Origin of the sequence: Bartonella sp. AA2SXKL (assembly GCF_042197205.1) — a bacterium.
Lineage (GTDB): Bacteria > Pseudomonadota > Alphaproteobacteria > Rhizobiales > Rhizobiaceae > Bartonella.
On record NZ_JBHIRN010000011.1, the window covers coordinates 65032 to 78781 of the forward strand.

8 protein-coding genes and 1 pseudogene are annotated in these 13750 nt (G+C 36.6%); 4 read left to right on the forward strand and 5 right to left on the reverse strand.

Features of this window, described 5'->3' with window-relative positions:
- Positions 1-267: 267 nt before the first annotated feature.
- The gene (gene parC / locus ACFINS_RS07580; RefSeq protein WP_375706047.1) at positions 268-2517 is read right to left on the reverse strand and encodes a DNA topoisomerase IV subunit A; all 2250 of its coding nucleotides are present in this window, start codon (positions 2515-2517) and stop codon (positions 268-270) included.
- Between the two features lie 776 nt (positions 2518-3293).
- Positions 3294-5087, reverse strand: coding sequence for an aspartate--tRNA ligase (gene aspS / locus ACFINS_RS07585; protein WP_375651277.1), 1794 nt, complete (start codon positions 5085-5087; stop codon positions 3294-3296).
- A 132-nt stretch (positions 5088-5219) separates the two neighbouring features.
- Here aspS and rnd point away from each other — a divergent pair, with 132 nt between their 5' ends.
- Both rnd and ACFINS_RS07595 read left to right on the forward strand, forming a co-directional pair.
- The gene (gene rnd, locus ACFINS_RS07590) at positions 5220-6374 is read left to right on the forward strand and encodes a ribonuclease D (RefSeq protein WP_375611539.1); all 1155 of its coding nucleotides are present in this window, start codon (positions 5220-5222) and stop codon (positions 6372-6374) included.
- Positions 6375-7017: 643 nt separating this feature from the next.
- Positions 7018-7203 (forward strand): annotated as a pseudogene (locus ACFINS_RS07595) (helix-turn-helix transcriptional regulator).
- Between the two features lie 273 nt (positions 7204-7476).
- Here ACFINS_RS07595 and ppx read toward each other — a convergent pair.
- Together ppx and ACFINS_RS07605 are read right to left on the reverse strand one after the other, a co-directional pair.
- Entirely contained in the window at positions 7477-8994 is a 1518-nt protein-coding gene (gene ppx, locus ACFINS_RS07600; protein WP_375706048.1) for an exopolyphosphatase, read from the reverse strand.
- Positions 8995-9000: 6 nt separating this feature from the next.
- Positions 9001-11181, reverse strand: a complete 2181-nt coding sequence (locus tag ACFINS_RS07605; protein WP_375611537.1) for an RNA degradosome polyphosphate kinase — start codon at positions 11179-11181, stop codon at positions 9001-9003.
- A gap of 323 nt (positions 11182-11504) precedes the next feature.
- On the opposite strand from ACFINS_RS07605, the gene ACFINS_RS07610 reads away from it, so the two are divergent.
- Positions 11505-11753, forward strand: coding sequence for a zinc-finger domain-containing protein (locus ACFINS_RS07610; protein ID WP_375611536.1), 249 nt, complete (start codon positions 11505-11507; stop codon positions 11751-11753).
- Between the two features lie 52 nt (positions 11754-11805).
- Positions 11806-13053, forward strand: a complete 1248-nt coding sequence (locus ACFINS_RS07615) for an FAD-binding protein (protein WP_375651279.1) — start codon at positions 11806-11808, stop codon at positions 13051-13053.
- Positions 13054-13381: 328 nt separating this feature from the next.
- Here the strand turns inward: ACFINS_RS07615 and ACFINS_RS07620 are convergent.
- Positions 13382-13750 (reverse strand): DnaB-like helicase C-terminal domain-containing protein (locus ACFINS_RS07620; RefSeq protein WP_375706049.1); only part of this gene is annotated, 369 nt, incomplete at its 5' end.

Sequence of the window (13750 nt, forward strand, 5' to 3'; positions counted from 1 at the left end):
GTTGCAACAACTCTTGTCTGTGAAACGGTTTATTAAAAAATATTTTGATTCTTTTCTTCAATAGTTTTTATGAAGACGGGCTAGTCTCTCATCTCATGACAGGCAAACAAACAGTTTTGATTGATTTAACCTAAACAAGATCGAAATAAGAGAAAAACTTACGCTTTAGGTCTTTCGTTCAATATAAAAAATAATAAATTATCTTTATAAATTAATATCTTACACAATCATAAAACCATAGGGAACTTTCCTATTTATAAAATACATTTAATTGATAAATTTTCCTGATTTTGGAAATCCTCTTGGAACCAAACGCCCGACGCACGCACGCATTCCCATCCATTCAATGAGATCATCAGCTTGACGGTTAAAGATTCGTTCAGCTGTATCTTGCCAACTTAAGCCTTCTGATAAATTAAAAGTCTTGGCATCAACAACACCACCTTCTTTATAACGCTGTAAACGAACACCTTTACCGCGATTCATTTCTGGTATTTGTTCAATAGAAAAAATAAGCATTTTACGGTTTTCACCGACTACAGCAACATGATCACCATTTACCGGAACACAAAGCTTTACCTTATCAGGAGCTTTCACATTCATCACTTGCTTTCCTTTTCGTGTATTGGCGATCACTTCTGCAGAAGAAACAATAAAACCATTACCGTGAGATGAAACCAAGAGCAATTTTTCCTCGGCGTGATGCACAAACGCTGTGAGAACATCGTGCTCATCATCCATATCAACTAAGAGACGAATAGGTTCACCATGTCCCCGCCCTCCAGGTAAATTATTTGCACCAATAGCAAAAAACTTCCCCCCCGTACTGATCAGCACAATCTTGTCGGTCGTAAATGCTGGAAAGGCTAACTTTAAACTGTCTCCTTCTTTAAAAGAAAGTGCTTTATAATCGTTCAAGTGTCCCTTCAAAGCACGCATCCACCCCTTTTCAGAAATAACAATAGTAATCGGTTCTTTTTCGATCATTGCTTGTTGAATATCATCAAGATCATGTCTTGGTGCCTCTTCAAACGTCGTACGTCTTTTCCCCAAAAGTGTTTCAGGACCAAAAGTGTTTCGAACTTTTTTGATTTCTTCTGAAATTATTTTCCACTGTTTTATAGGAGAAGCTAATAAATTCTGTAGTTTTTCTTTTTCAGCTTTCAAACTTTCAAATTCTTTACGAATTTCAAATTCCTCAAGTTTACGCAAAGAACGCAAGCGCATATTAAGAATAGCTTCAGCTTGATTTTCTGTTAATTCAAACCGATTAATCAGCTTCTTTTTCGGTTCATCCTCTTCACGAATAATCTGAATGACCTCATCGAGATTTAAATAGGCAATAAGATATCCATGAAGAATTTCCAATCGGCTATCAATTTGATCAAGCCGATAATAAGAGCGACGAATAAGCACTTCTTGACGATGTTCAAGCCATTGCTGCAAACTTTCTCGCAAAGAAAGAACATTGGGTATTTTTCCCAAAGACAAAACATTCAGATTAAGGGGAAATCTTACTTCAAAGTCAGTCAATTTAAAAAGAGACTCCATAAGGAGCTCCGGATCAACCGACCGATTTTTAGGAACAAGCACGATTCTGATATCTTCTGCTGATTCATCTTGGATATCCTCAAGCATTGGCAATCGGCGTGCAAGCAATAACTCTGCTGTTTTTTCAATAAGACGTGACTTTTGAATCTGATAGGGAATTTCAGTCACAACAATCACATAAGAACCACGGCTACCAGGTTCCTGATGCCAACGTGAACGCAAGCGAAAGAATCCACGCCCAACACGATAGGATTCCTCAATACTTTTTTTAGGTTCAACTAAAATTCCCCCCGTCGGAAAATCAGGACCAAGAACGAATTGATTTAATTCCTCATCATTTACATCGGGATGCGCAATCAAATGGAGCGCTGCATCACAAAGCTCAGCAACATTATGGGGTGGAATAGATGTTGCCATACCAACAGCAATACCAGAAGAACCATTTGCTAAAAGATTAGGGAAAGCTCCTGGTAAAACAACCGGCTCTTCATCTTCCTCATTATAGGTTAAACGAAAATCAATAGCATTCTCATTAATTCCTTCAAGTAACAATGCAGCCACTTCAGTCATACGTGCTTCCGTATAACGCATGGCAGCAGCATTATCACCATCAATATTACCAAAATTGCCTTGCCCATCAACCAACGGATAACGAACAGCAAAACTTTGAGCCAAGCGCACCAAGGCATCATAAATAGACGCATCCCCATGAGGATGAAATTTTCCCATGACATCACCAACAATCCGCGCACATTTCGCATAAGACTGTCCAGGATTTAGTTTGAGAAGACGCATCGCATGAACAATCCGCCGGTGGACCGGCTTCAATCCATCACGTACATCAGGCAATGCACGGTGTGTAATCGTAGAAAGTGCATAAGCCAAATAACGTTCCTGTAAAGCAGAACGTAATTCTATTGGTTCAATATGTTCTTTATCAAAAGGTAAATTCATTTTATCAGACATAGATTAAAACAACAATTCCCACAATAATAAGAAATTATTTTATAGGATTTATTTAATTAAATCTTCTATGAGTCGACTTTTTTATTAAAAGTCAATTACATAAAAACAAACGCTGCAATTAGAACATGAACAGAAAATTATATCAATTTGAAAAATTTATACATGTCCTTCCCCCCTTGTCCTAAGTAATTTATTGAAAGCTTTGTCAAATTCGACGATAATTTAACTGCCCACAAAGAGTTATTTCATCTTTTCTGAAATGACAAAAGCACCTTTCAAACATCATCTTTTATTATAAAGATAAATTGTATAACAACCCCATTCAGTTTTTCTACGAAAAACCAAAAAAATGTTCAAAGCTTATGAAATATAAACTTTTCAGAGTAAGTCCATAGAATGGAAAACCACATTATTCTCATAAAAACGAAGAGACACAATTCTCTGCTACAACGTTGTAAAAACTTCAATAAAAAATAAATAATATATTGACACATAAAGATAATTCATTTTTTTCAACTAAAATGAGACTCCCAAATATTATAGAGTTCTTTCATTTCTAATTTATTCATGATCAAGCAGTCATAATCATTTTCTCACCTATCACAAGTGGAAGAGCCACTATAGAAACAAGGAATAAAAATGCCTCGTAAAGAATCAACACAATAGCGTTTTGCCTATCTAAATTTCACAAACAGTACACGCACACATCGTTGACTCTTGAAAGGCATCAAAACTTCACTCTACGTAGAAAAGATGAAAACAATCCATTATCAACTTTATGAGCTATTTTTGTGAGTAGGAGCCATACGGATTCCTAAATCACGTAATTGTGTAGGAGAAACATCAGACGGAGCGCTCATTAAAAGATCAAGCGCCTGTTGGTTCATAGGGAATAAAGCAACTTCACGCAAATTTTTAACACCTTGCAACAGCATAATGATGCGGTCAATTCCTGCAGCCATACCACCATGTGGTGGAGCCCCATAATGGAATGCACGATAAAGACCACCGAAACGATCTTTCACAACTTCCTTAGAAAGTCCTACAAGTTCAAAAACTTTAAGCATCATTTCTGGTAAGTGATTACGAATTCCACCTGATGCAATTTCATAACCATTGCAAACAAGATCATATTGAAAAGCTTTAATAGTAAGAGGATCTTGACAGGCAAGGGCATTTTCTCCCCCTTGAGGCATGGAAAAAGGATTATGTCCAAAATCAATCTTTTTTTCATCTTCATTCCATTCAAAAAATGGAAAATCAACAATCCACGCCAAAGAGAAACTATCTCTATCGAGAAGATCTAATTCTTCCCCTACCCTTATGCGTGCTGCTCCGGCAAAAGATGAAAACTTTTTTGGATCGCCAGCTACAAAAAAACAGGCATCTCCACTTTCAAGCCCAAGCTGTATACGGATTGCTTCAGTCCTCTGTTCACCAATATTTTTGGCGATAGGCCCTGCTCCTTCAAATTTTCCTTCTTCTTCACGCCAGAAAATATAGCCGAGCCCTGGTTGCCCCTCGCCTTGTGCCCATACATTCATACGATCACAAAAAGCACGACTTCCACCCGTTTTAGCTGGAATAGCCCACACTTGTGCATTCTCATCATTCGCTAAAATTTGAGCAAAGACTTTGAAACCAGAATTATAAAAATGCTGAGAAACATCTTCCATAATGATCGGATTACGCAAGTCAGGCTTATCAGAACCATATTTTCGCATTGCTTCATCATAAGAAATGCGAGGAAAGCTTTGTGTCACAGTTTTTCCATCCGCAAATTCTTCAAAAATAGAACGCATAATAGGTTCCATAGTTGCTAAAACATCTTCTTGCTCAACAAAACTCATTTCAACATCTAATTGATAAAATTCACCAGGAAGACGGTCGGCCCTTGGATCTTCATCTCTAAAACATGGAGCAATCTGAAAATAACGATCAAAACCTGACATCATCAACAATTGTTTATATTGCTGTGGCGCTTGCGGTAACGCATAAAATTTTCCCTGATGAACACGACTTGGAACTAAAAAATCACGCGCCCCTTCCGGCGATGAAGACGTCAAAAGTGGCGTCGTAAATTCCGTAAAACCATTATTTTGCATAGCCCGTCTCATAGCCGCAATAATTTCAGTCCGACGCATGATATTTTTGTGCATAGTCTCCCGACGCAAATCAAGAAAACGATATTTTAATCGAATATCTTCTGGATAATCAGGCTCACCAAAAACCGGTAAAGGAAGCTCATCAGATTTTGAAAGAATTTCTACCTCTTGTGCAAAAATTTCAATCTCACCTGTTGGAAGCGTTGCATTAATAACCTCATCAGCACGTGCACATACCTCCCCATCCACACGAATAACCCATTCAGAACGCACTTTTTCAATCACTTTAAAAGCTGGTGAAGCAGGATCAACAACAATTTGTGTGATTCCAAAATGATCACGTAAATCCACAAAAAGAATCCCTCCATGATCACGAACACGATGAACCCACCCCGAAAGACGAACTTGTGTTCCTACATCACATCTACGGAGAGCCGCACAATGATGACTGCGATAACGATGCATGTTTTTTGCCTTTGATTATAATATTCACATGCGCTACAAACGCTTTTTAATAACCATTTGTCAAGATATGAGAATAAAAACTCAAAAATAAAGTCAACAAAGAACAAATTTAATTTATCGAATTATAATAAAATGATGAATCTTATTACACAAACAACAGATCTTGAAATTGCACTTAACGCTCTACGTACCTCTGATTTTGTAACTGTCGATACTGAGTTTATCCGCGAAACAACTTTTTGGCCTCAACTGTGTTTAATACAGCTTGCATCACCAGATGTTACAGTTTTGATTGATCCCATAGCACCAGATATTGATTTACAACCATTTTTTGATCTTATGGTCGATAAAAAAGTTGTAAAAGTTTTTCATGCTGCGCGCCAAGATATTGAAACAATTTATCACCTTGGAGGTGTTATTCCTTCCCCTCTCTTTGATACGCAAATAGCAGGATCCATTTGTGGATTTGGTGATTCTATCTCCTATGATCAAATTGTACAACGCTGTACAGGGCATCATCTTGATAAATCCTCCCGCTTTACAGACTGGAGTTACCGCCCTTTGTCTGAAAAACAACTGCTCTATGCACTTTCCGATGTAACTTACTTAAGAGATGTTTACTTGTTATTGAAAAAAAGGTTAGAGAAAAATCAACGAGCTCACTGGATGGATGATGAAATAACAATCCTTTTAAATCCTAAAACCTATGATATGCCAGAAGATGAAGCATGGAAAAAAGTGAAAGGAAAAATTAAAAAGCCACGTGAACTTGCTGTATTACAAAAGATAGCAGCTTGGCGGGAACGTGAAGCACGAAAATACAATATGCCACGTCGTCATATCATAAAAGATGAATGTCTTATAGAAATAGCAACCCAACAACCAAAAGATGAATCTGCATTAAAACGGTTGCGCAGTCTTAATAAGAACTGGGATAAACTCTCAATTGCTCAATCATTAATCAAAGCTGTCCACGAAGGATTAGAGGTGGATCTTTCTACTTTACCCCCCATTCCTAAACATAATCCACTCAATGATACGACAGCCGCTGTTATCGATCTGCTCAAAGTGTTATTAAAAATTGTTGCAAATGAAAACAGCATTGCCCCTAAAATTATTGCAACATCTAATGATTTAGAAAAAATTGCCAATGGAGGAATAAAGAAAAATATTCCCGCTATGAATGGCTGGCGCTATGAAATATTTGGTAAAAAAGCCGAACAACTGCTAAAGGGCCAGATAGGGTTTTACTTTAACGATGGAAAAATAAGCACAAAACAGCTTTAATTTACATTTTCATTTTGAAAAATCCATTACGCTACTCATTATCTACATCAATTGGTATGCCCTATAGGCCAACGCAAACAGGATAAATAAAGCCTACTTCTGACAAAGTTAAAAAATTAAATAGTAAACTCTTATTAAAATGATAGCTAAATCTTTATCAGGTCAATTAAATAGAAATCCCATTAAAAATAATCTAAAAAAACAGACAGTTCCTTATTTAAAAGTTTTGAAAAAAAAAGTTCTGATAATAAAAGCGCATTCATTACAAAAATAGCAGCCTAGAAATAGGAACAAACAAAGATATAATGCCTCACGTCACCATATCGTATTAAAAACTACCAAGATTGCAATCTAACAATCAAAAACGAGCCAGCATAACAACTAAAATACCTAACAAAAGCAATATATTGATTTCTAACGATAATCTAGCGTTATTTATATTGAATTAGACCTCCGAATATCGTAAGATTCTCTCATTCCATCTCAATAAGACTCATAAAGTTTCACATAAGAAATTATATGATAAAGCGCTGTTTTTTATAAATTAAACACCTTTCAAAGGATTCGAAAATCATGGTTAATAAATAGTTGTGATTTATTTCTATTTTTTATAGTGAAAGGATTTTATAATGACTGAAATGATATTCTTTTGACAGACCGTGAAAGTGCAAAACTGTTTCATATGAGTATTTCAACATTCCAGCGTCATGTAACCAATGGATCTCTCCCAAAATCTTTAAAACTTGTTTTTTATCGCGTTGGTTACAATCGTAATCTTATCAAGATAATCGAGCAAGCTAAACAGAAACGTTATAACGACGCAGCATAAAAAGAAAACCTTTTCACGTAAAAATGGACAAAACTTTTCATTTTCACATGAAGCTTATGAAGTGAAAAATCCATCCTGTGATGCAAGTAACAGAATAAAAAATTATGTTTTCTTTTATGAATGCTCAGGCATTACAAATGCTTTGCGTGGTGTCTAGCATGGGCGTTATGGAACAAGTCCTATTGTCCAGCTCATGATGATAGGCTACCTAGTTTATCCCTCGTCAATGGCCCTATTATTAAGACATAAAACACGAATAAATTAGGAAAAAAATCAAAAAATTTCAAAAGCGAGAGGTTGTTTTATTATTTTTGATAACTTCTGTAATCGTCCAAGAGGACGTTCTCCTAATAACCCAGCGTAATTCTTTGGGATCTGCAGGATAATATGATCTGCTTTTTTATGCCACAATAAATGAGGTAAAATTCCTGCAACAGAAGCACTAAAAAGATGAGCAATACGCATAGTTTCGCCAAGAATACGTGCTTTTTCAATTATATTTTGAGTTGCTAATTGAAAAATGGGAAGAGATTCTTTATCAACCAATAAACTCGTATTGCGAAAAAAAACAGCAAGTGCCGCATAAAGGCGCCCTTCATGAGAAATTCCTGGATAAGATCCTAAAGCTATTTGATTTGCTGCTTCATTGCCTCGATAATCTGGATGTATACGCCAACCAATATCCGCAAGAAGACAAGCGGCTTGACGATAACGGCATTCATTTTCGGTTTCTGAAATTCCAAAAACTTTAAAAGCATTCGTCGTAAAATCAATGAGTTCTTCTGCTTGTTTTGGTGAACGTGCCCGTAAAATAGCCATTTCTGTGCATGCTGCAATGAGAGGATCTGAAAGCCGAATCGCCTGCGGCAAACGTGAATAAAGAAAACCTTCACGAACGCCAGCACCAGAAAAGATTATCTTTTCAAACTCCATACACTGAATGAGTTCAATAAGAACTATTGCCCCATAAGATAAAAGTTTTCGACGATTCTGAGAAACCGCTGCAATCCCTCTCATATTATCAATATTGCCACGTGCTACAAGACGTAAAAAGTTCTCCATTTCAACGGCATCAACTTCATAGCCATGCATAACAGGGAGCCGATAGTGTTTCATTGCCATATGGAGTTTTGCCAAATTACGCCATGTCCCCCCTACTGCATAAAAATAACGTGCTATACCTTTACGAGTACGAACAACAGACGATTTATAAAATTGCTCATGTACAATTTTTGTAGCTACAGCACTATCATTATTTGACATATACTGTAGCCTTAAACCACCCAATGGGAGCGTTATCCCTTCACCAACATCAGAATGATCAATATCAATCAGCTCAAGACTTCCACCACCAAGATCCCCAGAAATACCTTTTGGTTGATAAAAAGTAGACACAACTCCATATGCTGAATACATAGCTTCTTCACTTCCTGAAAGAAGATATATTTTATTTTGCAAAATATCTTCAGCATGCTGAATAAATGCTACGCCATTCTGTGCATCTCGTGCTGCTGCTGTTGCTAAAGTATAGACCTCATCTGCCCCAATCTGTCGACAAAGCGTACGAAACCGTTTCAGTGTTTGCAACGCCATTTTCATCGATTTTTCTTCTAAAAATCCTGTTTTCGCCACACCATGACCGAGACCACAAAGAATCTTTTCATTAAATAAAACTGTTGGTGATCGAACAAGCCCCTCATAAATAACCAACCGAACAGAATTTGAGCCAATGTCAATAACAGCAACAGGCTTACGCCCTTTTAACCGACCTTGAGCATCTCTATATGTCATTGGATTTTAGTCTTTATGTATTTCGGCTTGTTGCCGATGCAACGCAACCAAGCGCGAAACAGAAGACTCAAAAGACTCATTTTCCCCCGCAAAACTTGTATTGGCCATAAAATACTCCTGCGCATTAAATAGACTTTCACCTATCTGCGGTGTAATACGTTTTGATGTTCCATCCTTAAGTATATCAAAGCTTTGTTGATTATCAATGATATTAGCTAACATAATCTGTAAAAGAATTTTTTGACGCACTATTTTATTAAAAACCGGAACCAATATTTCAATACGATAGTCCAAATTACGAGGCATCATATCAGCAGAGCCTAAGTAAACGAGTGCATTTTCATTAGGCAAATCTTGACCATTCCCAAAACAAAAAATGCGACTATGTTCAAGAAAACGCCCGACAATTGATTTTACACGAATATTATCCGAAATTCCTAGAATACCAGGACGTAAACAACATATCCCCCGCACAACCAAATCAATTTGCACCCCTGCTTGACTGGCACGATATAAAGCATCAATAATTTCAGGATCAACCAATGCATTAACTTTCATCCAAATAGCAGCAAACCTTCCCTGTTGTGCATGAACAATTTCTCCCTCAATATGCTCTAAGATACGACCACGCAGTGTTAAGGGTGAAAAAGCAATCTTCATTGTTTCATTTGGACGCTCATATTGCGCAATATAATTGAATAATAACGCAACATCATGAGCGATATCATCATCCGTGGAAAAAAAAGAAAGATCGGTATAAGTTTTAGCATTAATGGGATGATAATTTCCTGTTCCAAGATGAACATAAGAGCGAAGACGTTTTCCCTCACGTCTCACAACTAATGACATCTTAGCATGCGTTTTTAATGCAATAAAACCAAAAATAACTTGAACCCCAGCACATTCAAGATCCCGGGCCCAACGAATATTTGCTTCCTCATCAAAACGTGCTTTAAGTTCTACCAAAGCAGTCACAGACTTTCCCTGTTCAGCTGCTTCAATCAAAGCGCCAACAATTGGACTATCATTTGATGTACGATAAAGTGTTTGTTTTATTTCTACAACATCAGGATCGCAAGCAGCTTGACGTAAAAATTGGACAACAACATCAAATGTCTCATAAGGGTGATGAATCACAATATCATTTTCACGAATAGCCGCAAAACAATCCCCATGATGTTCACGAATACATTCTGGAACACGAGAAATATAAGGAATAAATTTAAGATCATCGCGGGGAATAGAAACAATTTCTGATACCGTATTAAGCGCTAAAAATCCGTCAAGGACATTAATACAATTATCAGGAACAGCGAGACTATTCGCTATAAATTGGCGTAAACTCTCTGGCATTTTTGCGTCAAACTCAACTCGAATAACCTGCCCACGGCGCCGCCTTTTTAGAGCAGTTTCAAAAAAATGAACAAGATCCTCAGCTTCTTCTTCTACTTCAATATCGCTATCTCGGATTATTCTAAATGTACCAATTCCTTTAACCTCATAGTTAGGAAATACATGTTTAATAAAAAGGCAAATAACATCTTCAGATGCGATAAAACGAAAATGATTACCTTCTTGAGGAAGAAGAACGAAACGCCTTAAAAGCATTGAAATAGACAACAATACTGTGTGTGAATTCTGATCAGTTTCTCCAGACAATTGAAGCCCAATAGAAAGCCCTAAATTAGGAATAAACGGAAAAGGATGAGTAGAATCAACAGGTAAAGGTTTTAAAACAGGAAAAATTGTCTCAAGAAAATATTTTTCAAGCCATGATTTTTCAATTTCTGAAAGATCATCAGAACAAATAATTTCAATATCATTCTTTTTTAATTCATCACGTAAAACATTCAATTCTCGTAGTTGGTGAGCCTGCAGCTTTGAAATCTCAGCTAATACAATATCAAGTTGTTCCTGTGGAGTGTGCCCATCTGCACTGCACGCTGTAACGCGAGCACGAATTTGAGCTGCTAGTCCTGCAACACGAACCATAAAAAACTCATCAAGATTTGCAGCTGAAATAGAAAGAAATTGTAGACGTTCTAATAAAGGATGTTTCGAATTAGCCGCTTCCATCAAAACACGATTATTAAATTGTAGCCATGAAAACTCTCGATTAATAAACCGTACCGGATTTTTCATTGTTATATTCGATATAGAAATTTTATTTACCACCCTCTGTTCCATATATCCTAAATAATTTTCTTTTATATTTTCTAAAATCCTTGACGAAATATCTCACATAACATTTGATTATGTTATCATCATAATAATATATCAATGCCTAACTTCCCTCATCATTTTTCCATTTAATATTTAAAAATACTTGGAATTATTGCTATGCGCAAAGCACTAAAAGTAAGACAACTATTCTAATATAGCATAAAAGAGTAAAAATTTGTCTTAAAAAGCAGCTTGCATTATTATACGCTTTATTACAAACTCACGCCTATAAAATAGAAGAGCCCAATCATAGCTGATGAGAAAATTTATTCTGGAGTTTGTATGCCATGGCTGATCACAATATTCCTCATTTCCAAAATGACCTTGGATATAAAACAATCGAAATTGGTGTGAAAGAATTTATGTGTGTAGGCGCTACACACCCATTCGATCATCCTCATATCTTTATCGATATGGGAGCAGCAGATGAGAAAATTTGCCCTTACTGCTCAACCCTTTATCGTTATGTTCCCTCGCTATCATACGATCAAACAAACCCAACAGGATGCTTATATCATCCAGAAAAGCTATTATAATTGCGTTTTTTGGCTTTCTTAATAACCCCTCTTTTAATTCTGCTTGTTTAATATGAAATCATTTGTGGAACAATCACCCATCATCGTTGGAGGAGGAATTGCTGGTTTAAGCACTGCTTTAGCACTCGCTCATAAAGGAATTGCAAGCACCATTATCGAAAAGTGTAAGCAACTTGAAACGATTGGCGCTGGTATTCAACTGACACCAAATGCAACATCTATTCTTGCTCGCTGGAAACTTCTTAACAAACTCACTGAAGTCGCGACAATCCCATATTTTCTTGAGTTAAAAGATGGATTATCTTTAAAAATACATCTACGGGCTCATCTTATTAATCTAACAGAAAAATATTGGAAAGCCCCTTATATGACGATTCACCGCGCGGCTTTACAAAAAATTTTATATAATGCAGTGATTGAAAATCCTTTGATCAAATACAAAGCAGGCGAAACGATTGTATCTTCTACCCAATCGGCAACCAACATTAAAATCACGACAATAAAAACAGATACGGCAACAGAACAGCTTTATTCAACGCCCCTCTTGATCGGATGTGATGGCATTTGGTCAACATTACGGCAACAATCTCCTTTTCATGAAAAAGCAAATTTTAGTGGCTTTATTGCTTGGCGTGCAACAACAACATCTGATAATCTTCCTCAAAACTTTCGTTCTTCATTGCAAAATATGAAGACAATTACGGCTTGGATGGGACCAAAAAATCATCTTGTTGTCTACCCCATTCAATCGTCAGAAAAAATTTTTAATTTTGTCGCCATTACGCATGGAGAAAGTTCAAAAGAAGGATGGGCCCATAAAGGAGATAAAGAAAAACTCAAATCTCTTTTTAAAGATTGGAATTCAAAAATCTTACAAATCTTCGATCATATTGATGAATGGAGTTATTGGCCACTTTTTCAAATGAAACAAAATCGTTTTATCGGTTTAGAGAGACAAGTATTTGTTGGCGATTGCGCACATGCTGCCTTACCTTTTGCAGCACAAGGTGCCGCTATGGCAATCGAAGATGCCACCACATTAGCAAAAGCACTTTCATTGAAAGATTTTTCATTAACGAAAGCACTTTCGCTTTACGAAACAACACGCACCCCGCGTATTGCAGCAGTAAAAAAACGCGGAGATTTCAATAGATTAGCCTATCACGCAACCGGTCCCATAGCAATTGCACGCAATCTCATGATGAAAATTCGTACACCAGAGAGCATTATGTCAGATCTCAATTGGCTTTACATGTATGATGCGATGAATTCTATAAAAAATAATGATAAAAACTTATAAAATTCTTCACTTTGAATATTACGAAAGAACGAGATTTTTTTAATTTTATGACACTAAAAAATATCATAATTTACTCTAATAAAAGCAATATTTTTCGAAACCTACAATCCGATTTTAAAAGCTCCATTTTTAGCTCTCCTAAAAGCAAAAACACCACTCAAAATCAGCTCCCATCTTTAATTGTAGCTTGCCAGCGGGTTTTGTATATTTTGCCACTAGGTTTTGTACCAATTTATTTTTTCTCAAAGAGTTTTTAAGGGGTTCTCAAAGGGTCTTCAAATGCTTTTCAAAGGGTATTTAAAGCTCTCTTTAACGCATTTTTCTGCTCCTATTTTTCCAAATCACTAAAGCATGTAAAGTCGGATTGAAAAGCAAGGGGAACGATTCCTGTCGGACCATGGCGTTGTTTTGCTATAATAACCTCAGCTTTACCCTTGGCTTGCTCCATTGCCTCTTGCCATTTGCTATACTCAGCAGTGCCTTCTTTGGGTTCTTCATTTTTGAGATAATATTCTTCACGATAAACAAACAGCACAATGTCGGCATCTTGCTCAATTGAACCAGATTCACGTAAATCAGAGAGTTGCGGACGTTTATCGGTTCGGTTTTCAACTTGGCGCGAAAGTTGTGACAGAGCAATGATGGGAATATTGAGTTCTTTTGCAAGTGCTTTTAATCCGGTGGTAATGGCTGTAAT